Genomic DNA, 22,342 nt, shown 5'->3' on the forward strand with positions numbered 1-22,342 from the left:
CCTCCACCACGCCTAGGAAAGAATATGCATAAGCCATTCAGCAGCCTCCTGCTTGCCGCCGCGGTATCCGCCGTCTTTGCCGCGCCGACGGCCGGCGCGGCATCGAACGCCGACATCACTGCGCGCCATTTCGCCTCGCTGGTCTCCGGCCCGGCGCCGAAGACGGCGGAACTGGCCATGTTCTTCAACAATATGCCGAAGGGCGGCGACCTGCATCACCATTACTCCGGCTCCATCTACGCCGAGCAGTACCTGGAATGGGTCGACAAGCTTGGCTACTGCGTCGACAAGACCAGCTGGAGCGTGCAGGCCGACAAGGCCGCGGACCGCAAGAACTGCGCGACCGCGGCACAACTCGAGCAGGACCCGGTAGCTTACCGCGCCCTCCTGCACAAGTGGTCCACCATGGACTTCTACAACCATAGCGAAGACCAGCTGGCGCCGGACCTGGCCTTCTTTACCACCTTCCCGCGCTTCAACGACGTGGCCTCGACCAATGGCAATGACGGCCAGAAGCGCCTGAAAGAGCGCGCGATCGCGGAAAACGTGGGCTATATCGAAACCGTGTTCGAGATCGCCCCCATCACTTTCGACGCCGAATTCGACGGCAAGCTGAACGATGAAGCGGCCTTCGCTGCCTACCTGGCCAAGCTGGAAGCCAGCCCGGCTTTCAACAAGGGCATCGCCGACTACAGCGCCTACGTCGATAGCAGCAGCGCCGGCATCGACGACGACAACTTCACCATGCGCTACCAGCCTTTCGTGCTGCGCTTCCTGTCGCCGTCGATCGTGTTCTCGCAGATGGCTGCCGGCTTCAAGATCGCTAGCCAGAATCCTAAAGTGGTGTCGGTGAACATTGTGGGCGCGGAGCATTACCCGGTCTCGATGCGCGACTACCACCTGCACATGCGCATGTATAAATTCCTGAGCGCCAAATACCCGAACGTGAAGCTGTCGCTGCACGCGGGCGAGCTGGCCCTGGGCCAGGTGCCGCCGGAAGGCCTGAAGTTCCACATCGCCGAAGCGATCGAGATCGCCGGCGCCCGCCGCATCGGCCATGGCATGGACATTGCCTACGAGCGCCAGCCGCTGGCCCTGTTGAAGAAGATGCGCGAGAAGAATATTCCGGTGGAAGTGAACCTGACTTCAAACGAATTCATCCTCGGTGTGAAAGGGGAGGCGCATCCGGTTAACATTTACCGCAAGTACGGCGTGCCGTTCGTGCTGTCGAGCGATGATACCGGCGTCAGCCGCAATACCCTGTCGAACGAATACCTGTTGTTCGCCAGCCGCTACAAGACCAGCTACGCCGAGGTCAAAAAGCTGTCATATGACAGCATTCGCTATGGTTTCCTGTCCGACGCCGATAAACAACGGTTGTTGAAACAACTCGACGGCCGTTTCGCCAAGTTCGAAGCCGACGTGGCAACTTCGCTGAAGTAAGCTCCTCTTTAGCCGTACTTGTGGCCCTTTCGCCACAAGTGCGCGCCTCCCTTACGCCGCCTGCAACCTTATAAAATTCTCCAGAGGCGTGCATTTCTTTATAATTCCGCCTTAACAGCCCCGGTAATTGCAGGAAAGCGTATAACGAACGGCAATTTATTTTCCCTACGTATAAATACGCAAGGGAAAATGAATTTGTGTTCAAACGCGGCTTTCAGGCATAGTTGACGGAAAGATACGTCTACTGCACTTGGGAAGTCCCGGTCGTCACACAAATGTCATATAGCTGTCGCACCCTTGTCATCAACGGTGCCTAAAATCGCTGGGCGGCTACTATTTTTGCAACATTAGTAAAAAGCGCAAATGCGGCAAGCAGCATGTTGCCGACATTTACCAATATTTTGTTCTCTTTTGGGGTATATCAATGATGAATCATAAACGGCTCCGGCTGACGCAAATCGCGTTTAGCCTGTCTCTCGTGTTTGCCGCTCCGGCATTCGCGCAGAACACGACTTCCGCCATCGGCGGTCGTATTTCTGCTGCTGACGGCAAGCCAGCAGCTGGCGCAACCGTTACCGTGCTGCACGTAGAGTCTGGCTCGGCAAGCAATGTCGTCACCGACAGCGAAGGCCGCTACATCGCACGCGGCCTGCGCGCCGGCGGTCCGTACACGATCACCATTACCAAGAACGGCGTTTCCGAAAAGCGTGAAAACGTCTACGTTGAAGTTGCTGAAACCGCTGCCGTGGACGCCACCATCGGCCAGGCCATGCAGACCGTGACCATCGCCGGCGCCAACGCCGCACGTGCCGAGAAGTTCTCGCGCACCAATATGGGCACGCAGACCTCGATCAGCGCTTCCGAACTGGCCATCCAGGGTTCGATCAACCGCAACTTGCAAGACTACGCCCGTGCCGACCCACGCGTTTCCCAGACCGACAAGGAACGTGGCGAAATGTCGATCGCCGGCCAGAACTCGCGCTTTAACTCGATGACCATCGACGGCGTGGCTGTGAACGACACCTTCGGCCTGGAAGCCAACGGTTCCCCAACCGCCAAGCAGCCGATCTCGATCGAAGCGATCCAGTCGGTGCAGGTGAACGTTGCCAACTACGACGTCACCCAGAAGGGCTACACCGGCGGCAACATCAACGCCGTGACCAAGTCCGGCACCAACAAGGTGAAGGGTTCGGTCTACTACGTGTTCCGTAACGACACCCTGGCAGGCGACCGCTACAACCTGTCGACCGATACCTACACCGCGCCGGCGCCGTTCAAGGAAACCACCAAGGGTGCAACCCTGGGCCTGCCGCTGATCAAGGACAAGCTGTTCCTGTTCGCCGGCTACGAGAAACTGGAATCGTCGCGCGCTGCGCCGCAGTTCGGCCCAATCGGTTCGAACATGACCAACGTCGGCATCACCCCGGACGCGATCGCCCAGGCACAAGACATTTCCAGGACCAAGTATGGCTTTGACGCCGGCACTTCGCAGATCCCTGAAGGCCTGGCAATGGACGTCACCGACAAGCTGGTCAAGCTGGACTGGAACATCAACGACGACCACCGCCTGATGGTGCGCTGGTCCAAGACCGCGCAGTCCGAACCGCAGTTCCCGGGCCTGAGCAATACCGGCCTGTCGCTGAACTCCTACTGGTACGCGCAACAGAAGACGATCGAGACCAAGGTAGCCCAGCTGTACTCCGACTGGACCCCGAACTTCTCGACCGAATTCAAGCTGTCCACCCGCGACTACGATTCCGTGCCAGCGGTGAACTCCACCCTGCCGTCGATCGCCCTGCAATTCTCCGGTCCTAACCCGGCCGGCACCCCATCGGCGGTGTCGACCGGCAACCGCTTCCTGAACTTCGGTACCGAGTTCTCGCGCCAGCGTAACGTGCTGGGCACCAAGACCCTGGACGCTTACCTGGGCGGCAACTTGGCGATGGGCGACCACCAGCTCAAGTTCGGCGGCGACCTGAACAAGAACGAAGTCACCAACGCCTTCCTGCAGGGCGTGTACGGTTCCTACACCTTCGCTTGCCTGAACAACGTGAGCTACGCATTCAATGGCAACAAGCCTCTCACTTCTTGTGGGGCTGCCACCAACGCGCAAATCACCGCTGCCGTGCTGGAGAACTACGCCAACGGTCGCCCATCGAGCTTCTCGGTGCAGGTGCCACAGGCTGGCCGCAGCTTCAACGACGCCATCGCCCACTTCACCTTGAAGTCCTATGGCCTGTTCCTGCAGGACACCTGGACTGTGAACGATCGCCTGAGCCTGATGGCCGGCGTGCGTGTCGACTACGCCGACCTGCCTGAGTCGCCGACCCTGAACGCCGCCGTGGCTGCTGCCCCAGTGCCGGGCACAGCTGCAACCCAGGGCCGCCAGACCGGTGGTTTCGGCCTGGACAACACCAACACCATCGATGGCCAGAAGCTGTTCCAGCCGCGCGTTGGCTTCAACTACAAGCTGAACACCGAGCGCCCAACCCAGATCCGCGGTGGCGCCGGCCTGTTCCAGGGCGCGGCCATGTCCGTATGGCTGGGCAACCCATACCAGAACAACGGCGTGGCCACCATGACCATCCAGTGCGGCAGCTCCTCGGTGACCTGCCCGACCGGCATCTTCACCCCGGACGTGAACAAGCAGCCGACATTGAACGGTGGTTCGCCGCCAGTTGCCAACGTCGATGTGCTTGCCAAAGGCCTGCGTCAGCCTTCCGTATGGAAAGCTAACATTGCCTTCGACACCGAACTGCCTTGGTACAACGTCGTATTCGGCGCAGAACTGCTGAAGCTGAAAACCAAAGACTCGATCTACTACCAGAACCTGAACCTGGGTGCTCCACAGAAGATCGGTACCGACGGCCGTCCGCTGTACTACACCGACAAGGCGCTGCAGCCAGGTTGCTGGTCTGCAACTGGCCTGACCACCACCAACGGCACCGCTCCAGGCAGCCCGCAGTGCTCTGGCGCACGCAGCAAGGCAAACAGCAATGACAAATACGGCAACGTACTGGTCGCCACCAACACCAAGGAAGGCGACAGCACCCTGGCGACCGTGTCCCTGAGCCGTCCGCTGCTGGGTGGCTTCGGCTGGTCGATGGCTTACACCTACACTGACGCCAAGGAAGTTTCGCCTCTGACCTCGTCGACCTCCGGCTCGAACTACGGTTCCCGTCCGGCTTTCAACCCGAACGAAGAAGTTGCCTCCAACTCCTCGTACCTGGTGAAGGATCGCTTCAATGCGATGATCAACTTCCGCAAGGCCTTCTTCGGCAACTACAATACCACCTTCGGCCTGTTCTATGAAGGCAAAACCGGCAAGCCATACAGCTGGACCTTCAACAACGACATGAACGGCGACGGCACCAACTCGAATGACCTGATGTACATTCCTTCGGCGCCGCGTTCGGGTGAAGTCATCTTCGTGGGCGACACTGCAACCAACCACGCCAATGAAGACCGCTTCTGGGCGACCGTTGACCAGTACCGCTCCCTGCGTAATGCCAAGGGCGGCGTCGTGAAGCGTAACGATTCGTTCGCTCCATGGACCCATTCCTTCGACGTGCGCGTGAAGCAGGAAATCCCTGGCCTGTTCGCAGGTAACAAGGCTTCCTTCACCTTCGACATCTTCAACGTCGGCAACCTGCTGAACAAGAAGTGGGGCCATATCAACGAAGTCGGCTTCAACTCCGCCGGCGGCCACGCTCGTTCCTTCGTGGACTTCGCAGGTGTTGATCCAGCTACCGGCAAGTACGTGTACCGCGTGCGCGATTCCGTGGAAGACTACGAAGTTCGCCAGGTCAAGGGCGAGTCGCAGTGGGCCATCCAGGCAACCCTGCGCTACGAGTTCTAAGCTTGAGTGTATGAAGCAGAAACGGGCCGCAAGGCCCGTTTTTTTTGTGCGTAACATATCGTTTCCCGATATGCGCCATGAGCAGCGGGACCTGTACAATCTCCTTTTATCCAGAACGATTCCCATGAAGCCTTTCCTGCGTCCACTGGCCTTGGCGGCCTTGCTGGCTGGCTGCGCAACGCAGCGTCCCGATAACCAGGTCGAGTTGACCCTGGTAGGCCTGAATGACCTGCACGGCCACCTGGAAGCTTCGCGTTTCGATGACGCCGCCAAGGCCGGCGGCATCGATGCGGTGGCCGCCACGGTACAGGCTTGGCGCAAGGAAGATCCGGACCTGGTGGTGGTCGGTGCCGGCGACATGATTGGCGCCAGCCCGGCCATGTCGGCGATGTTCGCCGACGAGCCGACCATCCAGGCCCTGAACCTGCTCGGCATGCGCGCCACTTCGGTCGGCAACCATGAATTCGACGCCGGCCGCGTGGAGCTGCTGCGCCAGGCCAGGGGTGGCTGCGCAAATTCGCCTCGTCCCGAGAAAGCCTGCAAATTCAACCCATCCTGGGATGGCGCCAGGTTCAGCTACTTGGCCGCCAACGTGATCGACACCCGCACCAACCAGACCTTGCTGCCTGCCTACCGCATCGATGAGGTGAAAGGCGTGAAGGTGGCCTTCATCGGCACCGTGCTGAAAGACACACCGGAACTGGTGGCCGCGGGCGGCATCAGCGGCCTGCAATTCATCGACGAGGCGCAGGCGGTCAATCGCCTGCTGCCGGAACTGCGCGCGCAAGGTGCGACGGTCTTCGTGGTGCTGATCCACCAGGGCGGCCATTCCAAGGCTCGCTACGACCAGCAATATTGCAACGACCTCGATGGCGACATCGCCGACGTGGTCAAGCGCCTCGACCCCGCCATACGGCTGGTGGTGAGCGGGCATTCGCACACTGGCTACCTGTGCCGGGTGGACGGCAAGCTGGTGACGCAGGCTGAAAAGTTCGGCCATATGCTGTCGCGCATCTCGCTGGTGGTGGACCGCCAGACCGGCGCCGTGGTCGACGCCAGTGCACGCAATATCTTGGTGGAGCCGGGTAAATATGCCGGCATGCCGGAAGTGGATGCGCTGCTCGCTTCAGTGCGCGCACGCAGCAGCGATGAGCTGAACAAGCCCGTGGCGAAGATCGCCGTGCCTTCGATCAGCAAGCAGTTGATGCCGAATGCAGACGAATCGCCGCTGGGCCAGGTGGTGGCGGACGCCATCCTCGCATCGGCCCGCAAATGGGGCGCGCAGATTGCATTCACCAATACCGGCGGCATCCGCACCACGCTCGAAGCCGGTGCCGACAAAGTGGTGAGCGTGGCGCAAACCCAGGTTGTGCTGCCGTTCGGGAATGAAATCGTGGTGATGAACCTGACTGGCGCGCAAATCCTGGCGCTGCTGGAAGGGCAATGGAACGGCAGCGAGGCCGACAAGCGCGGCTTGCTGCAGGTGTCGGAAGGCTTCACCTATTCCTGGGATACCCGCAAGCCGAAGGGCCAGCGCATCGTGCGCGACAGCGTCAAGCTGAATGGCGCGCCGATCGATGAAGGCGCCAGCTACCGCGTGGCGGTCTATAACTTCCTGGCCGAAGGCAACGACGGCTTCGTGACTTTCCGCCAGGGCAGCAACCAGGCGGCGACCGGCGTGCGCGATGTCGATTCGCTGCGCGGCTACCTGGTGCGCCTGGAGCAGGACAACAAGCCGGCCGGCACTTACGGAGCCGTTCCGCGCATCATTCGCATCAAGTAAGGAAAGGAAGGCTATGCGCCGCTATCTCCTCGCAGCCGCACTGGCTACATGTTTCACTAGCGCCCACGCGGCTTTCCAGATCCCCGGCTTTGAACTGGTGCAGACCGCGCCGGTTGAAACCACGCTGAAGAGCGACGACCTGCGCGGTCCCGCCGAGGTCTGGACCGAGTTGTTCGACAACGCGAAATCGGAAATCTGCATCGGCCAGTTCTACATCGCAAGCGAGCCGGGCTCGCCGTTCGAGAAGGTGATCGAGCGTCTGGAAGCGGCCGGCAAGCGCGGCGTGAAAATCCGCTTCCTGATCGACAAGAAGGGCGTGACGGGCCTGTCCGACAAGGCCACCGTGGAACGCGTGCACGCCATCCCGAACCTCGAGATGCGCGTACTGGACGTCAGCCAGCTCACAGGCAACGGCATCATTCATGCCAAATACCTGACCGTGGACCGCAAGCAGGCCTTTATCGGCAGCCAGAATTTCGACTGGCGTGCGTTCACGCACATCCACGAAACCGGCTTGCGCATCAGCGATGCCCGGATCGTCGGCCAGGTGCAGGCGATCTTCGAGCAGGACTGGTCCGCGCAAGCGGCCCTGGCCGCCGGCAAGACGGTCGCGCCGCTGCAAGCCAAGGCCCCCATCCTGGCCAGCGCGCCCGCGGCCGCCACCCTGGCGTCGACGCTGCCGGCTGAGGCCAATTTCCTGGTCGCGAGCCCGGCCGGCTTCAACCCGGCCGGCGTGCCCGATTCGGAAGTCGTGTTGCCGGCGCTGTTGGCCGACGCGAAACAGGAAATCCGCGTTTCGATGCTGGACTACGCGCCATTGAGCTACGGCCCGAACGGCACGCGCCCGTTCTACGCGGTCGTCGACAATGCGCTGCGCGCCGCCGCCACGCGCGGGGTCAAGGTCAAGCTGCTGGTGTCCAACTGGAACCTCGAGGCGCCTGCCATCCAGCACCTGAAATCTCTGGCCATGCTGCCGAACGTGGAAGCGCGCATCGTAACGATTCCGAAAGCCTCCACCGGCTTCATTCCATTTGCCCGCGTATGGCATAGCAAGACCCTGGTCATCGACGGCAAGCTGGCATGGGTCGGCACCAGCAACTGGGCCGGCGGCTATTTCGACCTGTCGCGCAATATGGAAGTGGTGATGCGCAACGAAGCCATGGCCAAGCGCCTGTATGCGCTGCAGGAGCAGGCCTGGATCTCGCAGTATGCAGAGCCGCTGGACGTCAGCAAGAACTACCCGAAACCGAACAAAGGCAAAGAAGAATGAAGAAACTCGCATTGATCGCGGCGCTGTCCGGCGCCTTCCTGTCCCCCAACGCCATGGCCTGGGGTAACGCAGGCCACCGCATCGTTGGCGCGATCGCGGATAATCTGATCAAGGGCTCCAACGCGGAGAAGCAGGTCAAGGCCCTGCTGCAACCGGGAGAAGACCTGGAAAAGATCGCCAACTGGGCTGACTGCGTGAAGGGCACTTTCTGCGGCCCGCAGACGCAGGAAATGAACGATTACGTGGCGGCGCATCCCAAGCACAGCGAATACCACTACACCGACGTGCCGTTCCAGCTGACCGAATACCACCTGCACGGCGCGGGCACGTCTGAACATGACGTGGTGCAGGTACTGCAGCAATGCATCGCCACCTTGCAGGGCAAGGGCGACGGCAAGTTCACGCCGCGCCAGGCGCTGCTGATCCTGACCCACCTGGCCGGCGATATCCACCAGCCGCTGCATGTTGGCGCGGCCTTCGTCGACAAGGAAGGCAAGTTCGTGGTGCCGAAGTCCGACAAGGAAATCGACTCCCTGAACATCTTCGATTCGCGCGGCGGCAACAACCTGCAGATGGATGAAGCGGCACTGGCCGCGGCCAGCGCCAAGAGCGGCATCCCCGCTGGCGACGAGGCTCCATCCAAGTACCCGACCAAGCCGTTCCACTCCTATTGGGACACCACGGTAGTCGACTACGCCATGCGCCGCAGCAGCATGCGCACGGTGGACAAGTTCAGCCAATGGGCGATCGACGGCAAACCGGTCGTCACGCTGCCGAAGGGCGAGGCGATCACCTGGCCCGCGCAATGGGCCAACGATTCGCTGGTGGCCGCCAAGCAGGCTTACGCCGACGTCAAAGTGGGCGTGGCCAGCAAGCAGACCAGCCGCAACGGCGAGAGCTACACCGTGTGGGCGATGACCGTGCCGGACAGCTATCCAGTGCCATCGTCCGCCCTCGCGCGCGAGCAGTTGATCAAGGGCGGCTACAACCTGGCCGGCCTGCTGCAAAAGATCTGGCCATAAAGCCGTAGACGATGGCCTCCCAGCTCCCACCGAATACCCGGCTTCCTGCCAGTATCTGGGTGCTGGGGCTGGTAAGCATGCTGATGGACATTTCATCGGAAATGATCCACAGCCTGCTTCCCCTGTTCATGGTCGGAACGCTCGGCGCTAGCGGCCTGGCAGTGGGCATCCTGGAAGGCCTGGCGGAAGCCACAGCGCTGTGCGTGAAAGTATTTTCTGGCGCATTGAGCGACTACCTTGGCAAGCGCAAACTGCTGGTCGCTTGCGGCTACGGCCTGGCCGCCCTGTCGAAGCCCTTGTTTGCCATCGCAGGTTCGATGCCGGTGGTTGCCACGGCCCGCCTGCTGGACCGGATGGGAAAGGGCATTCGCGGCGCGCCGCGCGACGCCATGCTTGCCGACCTGGCGCCTCAGTCCATGCGCGGAGCGGCATTTGGTTTGCGCCAAGCCCTGGACACCGTGGGCGCCTGTGCCGGCCCCTTGCTTGCATCGGGCTTGATGCTGTTGTGGGCGAATGACTTCAGAAAAGTGTTCTGGATCGCGGCGATTCCAGCTTCGCTTTCCGTGTTGCTGCTGTTCGTGGGGGTACGTGAACCGGGTGCAAAGCATGGCCGGGAGCGCGTCAATCCTCTGCGCCGCGACCAGTTGCGCCAGTTGGACCGGCAATTCTGGTGGCTGGCAGCCCTGGGCGTATTGTTCATGCTGGCCCGCTTTAGCGAAGCGTTCCTGGTCTTGCGCGCACAGGAGCGCGGCATGGCCCTGCAACAGGTCCCGCTGGTGATGGGGGCGATGAGTTTCGTCTACGCTCTGAGCGCCTATCCGTTCGGTCAATTGGCGGATCGACTGAGCGGCTCGCGCCTGCTTGCGATCGGGCTGCTGGTATTGGTTGCCGCCGATGCCGTGCTGGCGTCGGCCAAAGGCTGGCAGGGTGTGATCGCAGGCGTATTGCTGTGGGGGCTGCACATGGGCATGACGCAAGGATTGCTGTCGGCGATGGTGGCCAATGCTGCGCCGGCGCATTTGCGCGGTACGGCTTTCGGCCTGTTCAACCTGGCCAGCGGTGCGGCATTGCTGGCGTCGAGTGCGTTCGCAGGCTGGCTGTGGGATTGCTTTGGCCCTGCCGTCACTTTCGGCGCAGGCGCGGTGTTTGCCTTGCTGGCGCTTGCGGTGCTGCCCTTCTTGCCGCGCCGCCCCCAGTCTAGGGCTTGAACCACAATTCGCTGCGCTGGAGCGGGGTGTCCGGCGGCAGTGCCGGGTTTGGCAGCTCAATGATGCGCCGCGATGCGATCCGGGCCCGCTCGACCAGCGGGCCTTTGTGTTTGTTGAACAGCGCTATGAGCGAGCCGTCTTTAACCATCATCTCCATGCCGGTCCTGATCCGCTCGGCGAGCCTGTCGCCGGCCGCATCGCGCCGGACGAAGAAGTAGCGGGGCAGGGGGTAACGCAGCATCAGGGTGGGTTCGATCACGATGTCCGTGTGCTGCTTGCGGATCGCGTCATATTCGTTCGGCGCCTCGTCCAGTGCGCGAGGGAAAAAATCGAAACGTCCCGCCTCCAGCATGCCAAACAGGCTGCCGGGGCGGGGGGATTCCACCACGACGATGCCGGCCGCCGACAGCACGGCAGAATCGATCCAGCCCTGGCCCTGGCCGGCGCTCAGGTGCCGCAAGTCTTCCAGCGTGCGGATCGTCGCGAAGCGCGGCAAGTCGGCTTTGCGTACCAACAGCAAGCGCATGCCCATCAGGCCCCGGTCGATCGGGATGCGCACCGGCTGGAACTGCGTTTCCAGGTCGCGCTGGGTGGCGCGGGCAATGATGTTGATGGAACCGTTGCTGCGGCCCAGCTCCTGGAGCATGCGCGGCACGGATACCGGCTCATTCGATGGCGCCAGGGTAAAGGGACCGTATTTTCCGGACGTCTTTTCCAGGGCTGCGCGCAAGACGACCCAGTCGAAACCCTTGCTGGTGTCGAGTATGGAGAAATAGCGGGGATATACCACCTGCATAGGCGGGCTGTCGTGCGCCCGTGCCGGCAATCCCAGTGAGCAAATTGCCGCAGGCAATAATTTGAGCAAGAGCCAGTTGCGCCGGTTCATCAGAAACTCCTTGGTCTATGCAATATAGACCTCCGGCATCCTCGGCACAACAGTGATCCGTGTTGCGCACGGCATACCGGCTGGGCTCGCTCCATGCCAGCCTGCTGTTAGCATCAAAGCTCGGTTTTCACGAGGGAGGGCATCATGGCACGCAAACTTGGTTTGGCGCTGGCTCTTGCTTGCGCCGCTGGCAGCGCTTGGGCTGACGAATGGCGATTCAGTTACACGGGTTTTAACGAGAATGGCGTGTTCCAGCAAGACGCGCGGGTCGATGGCGGCTTTCGGGGCACGGACATGGATCTCGATGGCGTCATTTCCCTGCCGGAGCTGACCTCGTTGTCTATCGCGGGGCGCGATTACCTGGATGGATGCCTGAGCCTGAGCGACCCGTACTTCCGCTGTGAGATTGGGGCATTCAGTTATAAGTTGACCGGGCAATTGACGATCGATGCCAATTGGTGGGGCAATGACGAGGCGTTCTCCGGCTGGGGCGGGGGCTTTCGCACGGGAGATCAATACTCGCAATGGAGCTATGGATGGGAAGACTGGAGCCGCACCTGGTACTGGAGCAGCCAGACTGTTTTCGGCATCACGCCAGCCCCGATTCCGGAACCTGCGGCGGGACTGATGCTGCTGGCGGGGTTGGCGACCCTGGCCGGCCTGGGCCGGCGCAGGGTAGAGGAGGGTGCGCTTAGCGCGACTTGACGAACGGTACGCCGATGGCTTTCGGCGCCACCGACTTGGCCATCAGGCCGGCCAGCACAATCACGGTGACAACGTAAGGCACCATCTGGATCAGTGCGCCCGGAATGCGGCCGATCACCGGCAGGTCCACGCCTTCGAGCTGGATCTGCACGGCGCCGAAGAAGCCGAACATCAGGCAGCCCAGGAAGGTGTACACCGGACGCCAGTTGCCGAACACCATGGCGGTCAGCGCCAGGTAGCCGGCACCGGCCGACATATCACGCAGGAAGAAGCCCGATTGCACGATGGCCAGGTAGGCGCCAGAGAAGGAGCACAGTATGCCGGCGATCAGCATGGCGGCGTAACGGGTGCGCTCAACGGACACGCCGGCCGCGTCGGCTGCGTGCGGGTTCTCGCCGCAAGCGCGCAGGCGCAGGCCGAAGCGCGAGTGATACAGGAACCAGTGCACCAGCGGCACCAGGATGAAGGCCAGGTAGACCAGCACGGAATGGCCGCCAATCAGCTTGGTGTAGAACCAGCCAAGGAAAGGCACGTCAGCCACGGCGGCGCTGCCAGGCAGCACCACGTCGAACAGGCGCGCGTCGCCCAGGTCAGGGGTGCGGCCGCCTTGCTGGAAGAAATACTGCGCGACCACGAAGGTCAGGCCGCTCATGGCGATATTGATCGCGATGCCGCCCACGAGCTGGTTGCCCTTCTGGGTGACGGCGACAAAACCTTGCAGCATGGCCAGGACGACGGATACACCCATGCCGGCGAGGACGCCAAGCCATGGGCTGCGTGTTGTGAAAGCGACGGCAGCCGATACGAAGGCAGAGGCCAGGATTTTGCCTTCCAGGCCGATGTCGATCACGCCGGAACGTTCCGCAAACAGGCCGGCCATGGCGGCGAAAATCAGCACCGGCGCATTGCGCACGGTGGAGACGAGAATGGAGCCCAGGTGGAGATCTTCGAAAGTCATGGTCTTAACCTTTGCGTGCTTTGAGCAGCTTGATGATGGCCGGGGCGTACAGGTATTCCATCGCACCGCAGAACAGGATGATCAGGCCCTGGATGAAAATGAAGGTTTCGGTCGGAATGTTCGGTTTTTCCAGCGACAGGTCGAAACCACCCTGGGTCAAGGCGCCAAACAGGATGGACGACAGGAGGATGCCTACCGGGTGCTGGCGGCCCATCAGGGCAATAGCGATGCCGACGAAGCCCGCGCCGCCAACAAAGTTAAGCGACAGGTAGTGGGTCGAGCCCATGATGGAGTTGACTGCGCCCAGTCCGGCCAGTGCGCCCGAGATCAGCATGACGAGGATGATCATGGCGCTGATCTTGACGCCGGCGTAGTGGGCCGCATGCTGGTTCAGGCCCAGCGCGCGGATCTTGTAACCCCAGGCCGAGCGCCACATGACAACGCCGTAGATGACCAGCGCGATAATGGCGAAGAAGAAGCCGATGTTGAGCGGGGTCTCGCCCAGGATCGGGAACCAGGCGTTCAGGCGCGGCATTTCGGCAGCGGCAGAGAACACGCGCGAGGCGGTATTCTGCTCGCCGGCCGGGATCAGGTACTTGACGATGATGAAGTTCATCAGCGAGGCGCAGATGAAGTTGAACATGATCGTGGTCACGACGATGTGCGAGCCGCGCTTGGCTTGCAGGTAGCCGGGAATGAAGGCCCACAGGGCGCCGAACAGGGCGGCGCCGATGATGCCTGCCGGGATCAGCAGGTACCATGGCAGGGATGCGTCAAAGGCCAGCATGGCCAGCGTCACGCCAAGGCCGCCGAAATACATCTGGCCTTCGGCGCCGATGTTGAACAGGCCGGCCTGCATGGCGATCGACACGGCCAGGCCGGTGAACACCAGGGTGGAGGCGTAGAACAGCGTGTAGCTCAGGCCTTCCGGGTTAATGATGGCGCTGTTGATCAGGATCTGCATCGACTCCAGCGGATCTTCGCCCATCAGGTGGATCGCCAGGGCGGCCACCAGCAAGGCGGACAGCAGGTTCAGGATGGGCAGGACAAGGCCGGTTGCCCAGCGTGGCATATCGTTCGTGGTCATGATCAGTGCTTATGCATGCCACCCATCAGCAAGCCGATGCGGGTGGTGTCGAATTCGTCGATTTTCAGTTCGCCGGTAATTTTGCCGCCGCACATCACGAGGATGCGGTCGGCCAGGGCGCGTACTTCTTCCAGTTCCACCGATACCAGCAGGATCGCCACGCCCTGGTCGCGCAGGGCCAGCAGCTGGGTGTGGATGGATTCGATGGTGCCGATGTCCACGCCGCGGGTCGGCTGGCCGACCAGCATCAGCTTCGGCTTGGCCAGCACTTCGCGCGCGATCACCACCTTCTGCTGGTTACCGCCGGAGAGCAAGCCAATGCGCAGGTCCGGATTGGCCGGGCGCACGTCGAACTCTTTCATCAGGCCGGCGCAGCGTTGTGCGATGCCTTTGAAGTCGATCAGGCCCCATTTGTTCTTGACCTTGTCCTGGTAGCCGAAGAAGGTGTTCTGCATGACCGAGAAAGCCTTGATCACGCCGTCGCGCAGGCGGTCTTCCGGCACATGGCCGATGCCCAGTTCACGGAATTTGGTCGGCAGGCCGTCGGCATCCCCGCGTTTCGGGAAGGGCAGGGCCTTGCCTTCGAAGTCCACTTCCCCGGAGGTCGGCAGCTTCATGCCGGAGAGGATTTCCATCAGCTCGGACTGGCCGTTGCCGGACACGCCAGCAATCGCCACGATCTCGCCGGCGCGCAGGGTGAAGTTGATATCCTGCAGCAGCTTGACGCCGTTGTCGTCGGACAGCTGCAGGTTCTTCACTTCCAGCACGGCCTTGCCTGGATTGTATTCACCGCGCGGCAGGTTGTTCTCGATCGGACGGCCCACCATCATCTGGGCCAGTTCTTCCTTGGTGGTATCGGCAGTCTGCACCGCACCCACTACACGGCCGCCGCGCATCACGGTAACCGTGTCGGTGATGTCCTTGATCTCCTGCAGTTTGTGGGTGATCAGGATGATGGTCTTGCCCTGTTCCTTGAACAGCTTCAAGATCTCGAACAGCGATTCGGTCTCCTGGGCGGTCAGCACGGCGGTCGGCTCGTCCAGGATCAGGATGTTGGCCGAACGGTAGATCTGCTTCAGGATCTCGACGCGCTGCTGGGCGCCCACCGACAGGTCGTGGATGGTGGCCAGCGGGTCGACGTCCAGGCGATAGCGGTCGCAGATTTCGCGCAGCTTTTTCTCGACGGCGGCGCGGTGCTCGCGCAGGCGGAAGCCGCCTTCGCTGCCCAGCATCACGTTATCGAGCACGGTCATGTTCTCGACCAGCATGAAGTGCTGGTGCACCATGCCGATGCCAAGGCGGATCGCTTCGTGGGAATTGTGGATGTGCTGCACCTTACCGTCCAGCAGGATCTCACCGCCATCTGCGCGGTAATAGCCGTAAAGGATGCTCATCAAGGTCGACTTGCCGGCGCCGTTCTCACCCACCAGGCCATGGATGGCCCCTTTGGCGATGGAGAAACTGACGTCCGTATTCGCCTTCACCGCCCCAAAGTGCTTGGATATATTGCGGAATTCAACTGCTGGCGTCATAAGGATTTTCGGGTCTTATTTACTGAAAAACGCGCCGGACGGGATTCCCCGTCGGCGCGTTCTTTTTATTGGAACTGCTGGTTAGGCCGGGCAGGCGGCGTTGGTGGTGCGGATGTCGATGACCTTGATCTTGCCATCGATGATGTCCTTGCGCGCGCCCATGACCTTTTTCTCGATCTCAGGCGTGATCACCTTGCGGTTGTTCTCGTCCAGCGCCCAGTCCACACCCCCTTCCTTCAGGCCTTTGGCGGTCACGCCGGCTTTCCAGGTGCCGTTCTTCATTTGCATGAAGGAATCGTACACGGCATTGTCCACGCGCTTGACCATGGAGGTCAGCACGGAGCCTGGGTACAGGTGGTTCTGGTTGGAATCCACGCCGATCGACAGCTTGCCTTTTTCCTTGGCAGTCTGCAGGGTGCCCATGCCGGAACCGCCGGCCACGGCGAACACTACGTCCACGCCGCGGTCAAACTGGGCACGCGCCAGCTCGCCGCCCTTGGCAGGGTCGTTCCAGGCGGCGGAGGTGGTGCCGACCATGTTCGAGATCACTTCGGTTTTCTTGTCTGTAGCTTTGGCGCCCTGGGCATAGCCGCAGGCGAAGGTACGGATCAGCGGAATGTCGATGCCGCCAATGAAGCCCAGCTTTTTGGTCTTGGAGGCCATGGCAGCAGCCACGCCGACCAGGTAAGAACCTTCTTCTTCCTTGAACGTCACGGAATTGACGTTATTGCCCTGTGCAACGCCGTCGATCAGGACGAAGCGGACTTTCGGGAATTCCTTGGCGACTTTTTGCACCGCCTGGGTCTGGGCGAAGCCGATCGAAGCGATCAGGTCCAGGTTCTTGCGGGCCAGGCCGCGCAGCACCTGCTCAGCCTGGGTATCGCTGCTGGCTTGCACTTCAATGAATTTGATGCCGGTTTCTTTCTGGAAGCGCGAAGCGCCTTCAAAAGCGGACTGGTTGAACGACTTGTCGAACTTGCCGCCAGCGTCGTACACGATGCCCAGCTTCGGATCAGCCGCGTTTGCGCTGGCTGCTACCGCAACTGCGGCGATCATCATGCTAAGTTGTTTGATTTTCATGTAAGGGCTCCGTCGAAGATCGTTATTGTATATTTTTATGGAGTGCCTAGTTCCGCTTTTTCGCGCCAATCCACGCCACGGCACCTTGTAGCTTGCCAACAACGCACAAATGCAAATTTTGTACATGTACCCTTGATTAATTCTTGGGCACGTAATCAAACTGCAAACACATCTTCCTGCAGTCGAATCCGCTTCTCACGGCATGGATTCGTGCGTCACTACTATGCAGTAGGCGCTATATGTATGGCAAATACGTTTTTGCTTACTTATTTATATGCAAGTCAACTAAATGTAGGGTTTCTCGTAAGTAAGAGAAGGCAATTGCTTTCGTGTTAGCATTCGCGCCATTGCAACATTACGTTACTTTTCTTTTAAAGATTGGAACAACGGGTATGGATAAACGCCTCAAGCACTCCCTGATCGCCCTGGCCGTGGCCAGCGCGTTTCCCCTTCATGGCGCGATTGCGCAAGAAGCTACGACCACCACCGAAGAAGTGAAGAAGCCGGGCCAGCTGGAGACCGTGATTGTTACGGCACAGCGCCGCGCTGAAAACATCAAGGATGTGCCGATGGCGATCGCCACCCTGAAGGGCGAGAAGCTGGACGTGCTGACTTCCGGCGGCCAGGACATCCGTTTCCTGAACGGCCGTTCGCCATCCGTTTCCGTGGAGTCCGACTATGGCCGTACTTTCCCGCGTTTCTATATCCGCGGCCTGGGCAATACCGACTTCGACCTGAACGCCTCCCAGCCGGTTGGCCTGGTGATGGACGACATCGTGCAGGAAAACCCGATGCTGAAGGGCTTCCCCGTGTTCGACGTGGACCAGGTGGAAGTGCTGCGCGGCCCGCAAGGCACCCTGTTCGGCCGTAACTCCCCGGCCGGCGTGATCAAGTTCGATTCCGCCAAGCCGGTGTTCCGCCAGGAAGGCTATGTCAACGTCGGCATCGGCAAGGACCGCGTGCGCAACTATGAAGGCGCATACAACTTCCCGATCAACGACGTGCTGGCCACCCGCATCTCGCTGCAATCGCAACACCGCGGCAACCGCGTTCATAACGACCGTCCGGGCGCGCCGACCACCGATTTCGAAGGCTACAAGGACAATGCCGGTCGTATCCAGTTCCTGCTGAAGCCTAATAAAGACTTCAGCGCGCTGTTGAACGTGCACGGCCGCGACATGGACGGCAATGCCACCCTGTTCCGCGCCAATATCCTGAAGAAGGGCACCAATGAGCTGGTCGACAACTTCGACTACAAGTCCTACCCGACTGATGGCGGCAACGAGCAGCACCTGAAGAACAAAGGCGCCAACCTGCGCCTGCGCTGGGATACCCCGGGGCTGACCTTCCACTCGATCACTGGCTACGAAAAGCTGGAATTCTTCAGCCGCGGCGACGTGGACGGCGGCTTTGGCGCTTCCTTCCACCCTCCGATGGGTCCAGGCTTCATTCCATTCCCGGTCGAAACCGCCGACCTGATTCCTGACCATAAGCAGTTGTCGCAGGAATTCCGCGTCGAGTCCAATTACAAAGGCCCACTGCAGTGGATCGCCGGCGTATTCTACTTCGACGAGCATATCCAGATCGATTCGATCTCCTTCGATTCCTTCACCGCAGGTAACCCGCAAAACGCCGCGTACGCGACCCAGCAGCAGGACGCCAAGTCGTACGCCGCCTTCGGTACCATTAACTACACCGTGTCGGATGCGTTCAAGCTGCGCGCTGGCGTGCGCTACACCAAGGACAAGAAGGATTTTGTGGCCACTCGCGTCGAGCCGCTGCTGCCACCTCCTAATGTAGCGACCAATTACCTGAACGACACCTCGAACAACGTGAGCTGGGACCTGAGCGGTACCTACACCTTGAACAAGGACACCAACCTGTTCGGCCGCGTCGCCACTGGCTACCGCGCGCCTTCCATGCAGGGCCGCTTGTTCGACTTGACGTCCAAGCCATCGCAAGCTGACGCTGAAAAAGCGCTGTCCGTGGAATTCGGTGTCAAGCAGGACCTGTTCGACCGCCGCGCGCGCATGTCGGCCACCGTCTTCAACTATCGCGTGAAGGACAAGCAGCTCACCGCAGGCTCCGGCACCGTGAACATGAACCAGTTGATCAACGCTGACAAAGTCACTGGCCGCGGCGTGGAACTGGACCTGCAAGCCAACCTGAGCGATGCATGGGCCGTGACCTTCGGCACCAGCTACAACGACACCAAGATCAAGGACGCAGACCTGTTCGTCCAGTCCTGCGGCGGCGGTTGCACCCCGCTGGATCCACGTATCGAGTTCAAGGATGCCAACGGCAACGTGATCGGCAGCGCAGCCCTCATCAACGGCAATCCGCTGCCGCGTGCACCGAAGTGGCAGCACAACTTCACCCTGCGCTACAGCCAGCCGCTGGGCGATGGCGAGATCTACGCTTATACCGACTGGGCATACCGTACCTCGTACAACTTCTTCCTGTACGAAGCGACCGAGTACAAGGCCAAGGAACTGCTGGAAGGCGGCCTGCGCGTGGGTTATCGCTGGAACGACGGCAAGTATGAGCTGGCCGCCTACGGCCGCAACATCACCAACCGCATCCAGTCCCTGGGCGCGATCGACTTCAACAACCTGACCGGCATCGTCAACGAACCGCGCACCTACGGCGTGCAGTTCAAGGCGAACTTCTGATCGGAAGATCGCCCTCGCAAGACGCGCACTTCGGTGCGCGTTTTTTTTTTGTATCATGTGGCCTGCCTCGGGGGGAGGATTGATGCAAACTGCTGTCAATATGTGGCCGCTGCTTGGCGTGGCCGTGATCGTACTTGGATTCCTGTTGCGGCTGCACCCGGTTCTGGTGGTTGTCGCGGCGTGTTTCACTACCGGTTTTGCTGCGTTCATGCCGGTCGAAGCGCTGCTTGCCTCGCTTGGCACGGCCTTCGTCAGGACGCGCAACCTGCCGATGATCTACCTGCTGCCATTGGCGGCAATCGGCTTGCTGGAGCGTTTTGGTTTGCGCGAGCATGCGCAGTCGGCCGTAGCGCGCATGCGCTCGGCGACGGCTGGGCGGCTGCTGATTGTTTATCTCGGGGTTCGCGAGCTTTCCGCCGCGATGGGTCTGACCTCGCTGGGCGGCCATCCAAACATGGTGCGGCCGGTCGTTGCGCCGATGGCGGAAGGAGCAGCGCAGCTTCGCAACCCCGAACTCAGCGACGATCAACGCCAGCGGGTTCGCGCCATGGCTGCTGCCACCGACAACGTAGGGCTGTTCTTCGGCGAAGATATATTTGTCGCTTTCGGCGCCATCGTTCTGATGCAGACCGTGCTGCGCGCTGAAGGTATCGAGGTCGATCCTTTGCATATGGCACTGTGGGGCATCCCGACTGCCATCAGCGCCTTCATCATCCACGCCTGGCGGCTGCGCCGGCTGGACCGCTACCTGGCGCCAACAGGCGGGGGCGCTGCATGATCATCCGCGTCGAATACTTCTATTTCCTGCTGGGCGTCATGCTGGCGCTGGTTGCCCTGATGTCCTTCCGCGACCGCACGAACCCGCGCCGCTGGACCACGGGCCTGTTCTGGACCTTTTATGCGACGGTCTACCTGGTTGGCGAGCGCTTGCCGCCGGCCATGGTGGGCCTGGCGATGATCGTGATGGCGTTGCTGGCTGGCTTCGGCGGCGTCAGGAGCGGCAAGCCGGACGTGTTGCCGGACGGCGCGCGCCAGGCTAGCGCCGCGCGGCTCGGGCACAGGCTGTTCGTGCCTGCGCTGGTGATACCGGCCGTGACGATGGCCGGTTCCACCCTGCTCAAGGACGTGCACATTGGTGAGTTGTTTGTACTGGATCCGAAACACCTCACGCTGGTCAGCCTTGGCTGCGCGGCCGTGATCGCGGTCGGCGTGGCCTGCTGGCTGACGCGCTCCACGCCGCTACAGGCCGGCCGCGAATCTCGCCGCCTGATCGATGCCATGAGCTGGATGATCGTGCTGCCGCACATGTTGGCAGTGCTTGGCCTGTTGTTCAGCGAGGCAGGCGTTGGCAAGGCAGTGGCACAGGTGACGACGACTTATATTGGCCTCGATTCGAAACTGGTGGCCGTGGCGGTGTACTGTGTCGGCATGGCGTTGTTCACTATCGTGATGGGCAATGGTTTTGCCGCTTTCCCGGTCATGGCGGGCGGTGTCGGCGTGCCGGTATTGGTGGCGAAGTTTGGCGGCAATCCTGCGGTGGTGGCGGCGATCGGCATGTTCAGCGCCTATTGCGGTACGCTGATGACGCCAATGGCGGCCAACTTCAATATCATCCCGACAGCGCTGCTGGACCTGGCCGACCGCAATGCCGTGATCAAGGCGCAGGTGCCGACGGCCTTGCCGCTGCTGGGCGCTAATATCATTCTGCTTTACTTCCTGTTTTGACGTCCCCCGCCCTAAAGAACGCGGATTCCTGCTTCCAGCGTCGCACGTCCGCGACGGAGAATGTTTAACGCAGCATTACGATCACGATCATGTACCACACCGCATTCGCTGCATTCCCACTCTCTTATTCCAAGGCCTGCGATACCTTTCGGCCTCGAATCGGGCAGTGCACCACAACTCGAGCAGGTCTGGGTGGTAAAGCGTTCGTCCACTTCCACGTACCGCGCGCCATGCCTCATGGCCTTGTACGCCAGCATCTTGCGGAAGGACGACCAGCCTGCATCAAGCACGGACTTCGCCAGGCTGGTTTGGGCGAGTCCACTGGCATTCACATTGCCAACAGCGATATGGTCGAAAGCGCGGGCAAGCTCCACCGACCTGTTATGCAAGAAGTCCAGCCGTCGCCGCGCCGTGCGCGCCTGGATGGCTTTGATGCTGCGCCGCTTGTGGGCTCGCTGCGCTACCGCCAGCGCAGCTTCAGCCTCACGATAAAAGCCCGGCGCCGGAATCTTTTCTCCCTCGGACGGTGTAGCGAGATCCTTCAAGCCAAGATCGATACCGACACCGTGGTCAAGTGGACGAACCGGCGGCTCGGCCACCTCGATCACGATATTGAGGAACCAGTTGCCGCGGCTGGCAAAGCTTTTCACGGGGCCCGAATTGCTGCGCAATTCGTCTTGCGCAAAGCAACTGCCGTCCTTGATCTTCCCTTCAGGAAGGGGGCGAGAGTAAAACACGCGGAAAGTATTACCTGCAAAGCGAAACGCGTTGCCTTCCCGGTGCAGGTCACGTCCTTTGAGCGGAACCCAGCCCAAGGACCTTCGGCCGCGGTAACGCAAATACGGCCGGCGGTGTTGGGCACGCGATTTGGCAAATTGTTCGCATACAGCATTGATCACACCAGAATGCAGCTCCAATTCTTTGCTGCTGCCGGTAGTCAGCTTGTTCAAGTCGAAGCCGGTCAGCCAAGGGCGCTCAAATCGCAAGGCATCTTTCTGCCGATCATTGCAGTAGTTCCAGACAAAATTCACCTTACGGGCTTGCAGATCAAGCAGCCCGTTTTTCGATTTCACACGGAAACGGTAGACGAGAATCATACTGTAATTTTATAC

16 protein-coding genes are annotated in these 22,342 nt (G+C 60.9%); 10 read left to right on the plus strand and 6 right to left on the minus strand.

Features of this window, described 5'->3' with window-relative positions; genetic code table 11:
• The first annotated feature begins 24 nt into the window (after window positions 1-24).
• The 6 genes from ACN9MU_RS08135 to ACN9MU_RS08160 all read left to right on the plus strand — a co-directional run bounded on the left by ACN9MU_RS08135 (window position 25) and on the right by ACN9MU_RS08160 (window position 10,585).
• Window positions 25-1,443 carry an adenosine deaminase family protein gene (locus ACN9MU_RS08135; RefSeq protein ID WP_426344405.1) on the plus strand — a complete coding sequence of 473 codons (1,419 nt, stop codon included), beginning with the start codon at window positions 25-27 and terminating at the stop codon, window positions 1,441-1,443.
• Between the two features lie 424 nt (window positions 1,444-1,867).
• Window positions 1,868-5,302, plus strand: a complete 3,435-nt coding sequence (locus ACN9MU_RS08140; RefSeq protein WP_426321572.1) for a TonB-dependent receptor domain-containing protein — start codon at window positions 1,868-1,870, stop codon at window positions 5,300-5,302.
• A 124-nt stretch (window positions 5,303-5,426) separates the two neighbouring features.
• Window positions 5,427-7,085 carry a bifunctional metallophosphatase/5'-nucleotidase gene (locus tag ACN9MU_RS08145; RefSeq protein ID WP_426344406.1) on the plus strand — a complete coding sequence of 553 codons (1,659 nt, stop codon included), beginning with the start codon at window positions 5,427-5,429 and terminating at the stop codon, window positions 7,083-7,085.
• A gap of 13 nt (window positions 7,086-7,098) precedes the next feature.
• Complete coding sequence (locus ACN9MU_RS08150) at window positions 7,099-8,355, plus strand: phospholipase D-like domain-containing protein (protein ID WP_426344407.1); 1,257 nt, start codon at window positions 7,099-7,101, stop codon at window positions 8,353-8,355.
• Window positions 8,352-9,377, plus strand: coding sequence for a S1/P1 nuclease (locus ACN9MU_RS08155; RefSeq protein WP_426169440.1), 1,026 nt, complete (start codon window positions 8,352-8,354; stop codon window positions 9,375-9,377). Before ACN9MU_RS08150 ends, ACN9MU_RS08155 begins: the two co-directional genes overlap by 4 nt.
• Window positions 9,378-9,388: 11 nt before the next feature.
• Window positions 9,389-10,585: an MFS transporter gene (locus ACN9MU_RS08160; RefSeq protein WP_426169443.1), complete on the plus strand. Its 1,197-nt coding sequence runs from the start codon at window positions 9,389-9,391 to the stop codon at window positions 10,583-10,585.
• On the opposite strand, the gene ACN9MU_RS08165 is transcribed toward ACN9MU_RS08160, so the two are convergent.
• Window positions 10,575-11,471 carry a hypothetical protein gene (locus tag ACN9MU_RS08165; RefSeq protein WP_426169446.1) on the minus strand — a complete coding sequence of 299 codons (897 nt, stop codon included), beginning with the start codon at window positions 11,469-11,471 and terminating at the stop codon, window positions 10,575-10,577. The two genes, ACN9MU_RS08160 and ACN9MU_RS08165, sit on opposite strands and share 11 nt — an antisense overlap.
• Before the next feature lie 144 nt (window positions 11,472-11,615).
• Between ACN9MU_RS08165 and ACN9MU_RS08170 the strand changes: the two genes are divergently transcribed.
• The gene (locus tag ACN9MU_RS08170; RefSeq protein ID WP_426344408.1) at window positions 11,616-12,176 is read left to right on the plus strand and encodes a hypothetical protein; all 561 of its coding nucleotides are present in this window, start codon (window positions 11,616-11,618) and stop codon (window positions 12,174-12,176) included.
• Here the strand turns inward: ACN9MU_RS08170 and ACN9MU_RS08175 are convergent.
• From ACN9MU_RS08175 to ACN9MU_RS08190, 4 genes are all read right to left on the minus strand, one after another.
• The gene (locus tag ACN9MU_RS08175) at window positions 12,163-13,134 is read right to left on the minus strand and encodes an ABC transporter permease (RefSeq protein WP_426344409.1); all 972 of its coding nucleotides are present in this window, start codon (window positions 13,132-13,134) and stop codon (window positions 12,163-12,165) included. The genes ACN9MU_RS08170 and ACN9MU_RS08175 overlap by 14 nt on opposite strands.
• Window positions 13,135-13,138: 4 nt before the next feature.
• A complete protein-coding gene (locus tag ACN9MU_RS08180) occupies window positions 13,139-14,221 on the minus strand; it encodes an ABC transporter permease (RefSeq protein WP_426169454.1) in 1,083 nt (360 codons plus the stop codon).
• 2 nt (window positions 14,222-14,223) lie between these two features.
• A complete protein-coding gene (locus ACN9MU_RS08185) occupies window positions 14,224-15,753 on the minus strand; it encodes an ABC transporter ATP-binding protein (protein WP_426169457.1) in 1,530 nt (509 codons plus the stop codon).
• An 81-nt stretch (window positions 15,754-15,834) separates the two neighbouring features.
• Window positions 15,835-16,833, minus strand: a complete 999-nt coding sequence (locus ACN9MU_RS08190) for a BMP family lipoprotein (RefSeq protein ID WP_426337111.1) — start codon at window positions 16,831-16,833, stop codon at window positions 15,835-15,837.
• Window positions 16,834-17,225: 392 nt separating this feature from the next.
• Between ACN9MU_RS08190 and ACN9MU_RS08195 the strand changes: the two genes are divergently transcribed.
• From ACN9MU_RS08195 to ACN9MU_RS08205, 3 genes are all read left to right on the plus strand, one after another.
• A complete protein-coding gene (locus tag ACN9MU_RS08195; protein ID WP_426344410.1) occupies window positions 17,226-19,505 on the plus strand; it encodes a TonB-dependent receptor in 2,280 nt (759 codons plus the stop codon).
• Window positions 19,506-19,587: 82 nt separating this feature from the next.
• Window positions 19,588-20,283 carry a DUF969 domain-containing protein gene (locus tag ACN9MU_RS08200; protein WP_426321588.1) on the plus strand — a complete coding sequence of 232 codons (696 nt, stop codon included), beginning with the start codon at window positions 19,588-19,590 and terminating at the stop codon, window positions 20,281-20,283.
• A complete protein-coding gene (locus tag ACN9MU_RS08205) occupies window positions 20,280-21,230 on the plus strand; it encodes a DUF979 domain-containing protein (RefSeq protein ID WP_426169467.1) in 951 nt (316 codons plus the stop codon). Before ACN9MU_RS08200 ends, ACN9MU_RS08205 begins: the two co-directional genes overlap by 4 nt.
• A gap of 11 nt (window positions 21,231-21,241) precedes the next feature.
• Here ACN9MU_RS08205 and ACN9MU_RS08210 read toward each other — a convergent pair whose 3' ends face one another.
• Entirely contained in the window at window positions 21,242-22,327 is a 1,086-nt protein-coding gene (locus tag ACN9MU_RS08210) for an RNA-guided endonuclease InsQ/TnpB family protein (RefSeq protein WP_426321590.1), read from the minus strand.
• Window positions 22,328-22,342 lie beyond the last annotated feature (15 nt).

It is taken from the genome of Pseudoduganella sp. R-32, from assembly GCF_049913245.1.
In the GTDB taxonomy this organism is placed as follows: Bacteria; Pseudomonadota; Gammaproteobacteria; order Burkholderiales; family Burkholderiaceae_D; genus Rugamonas.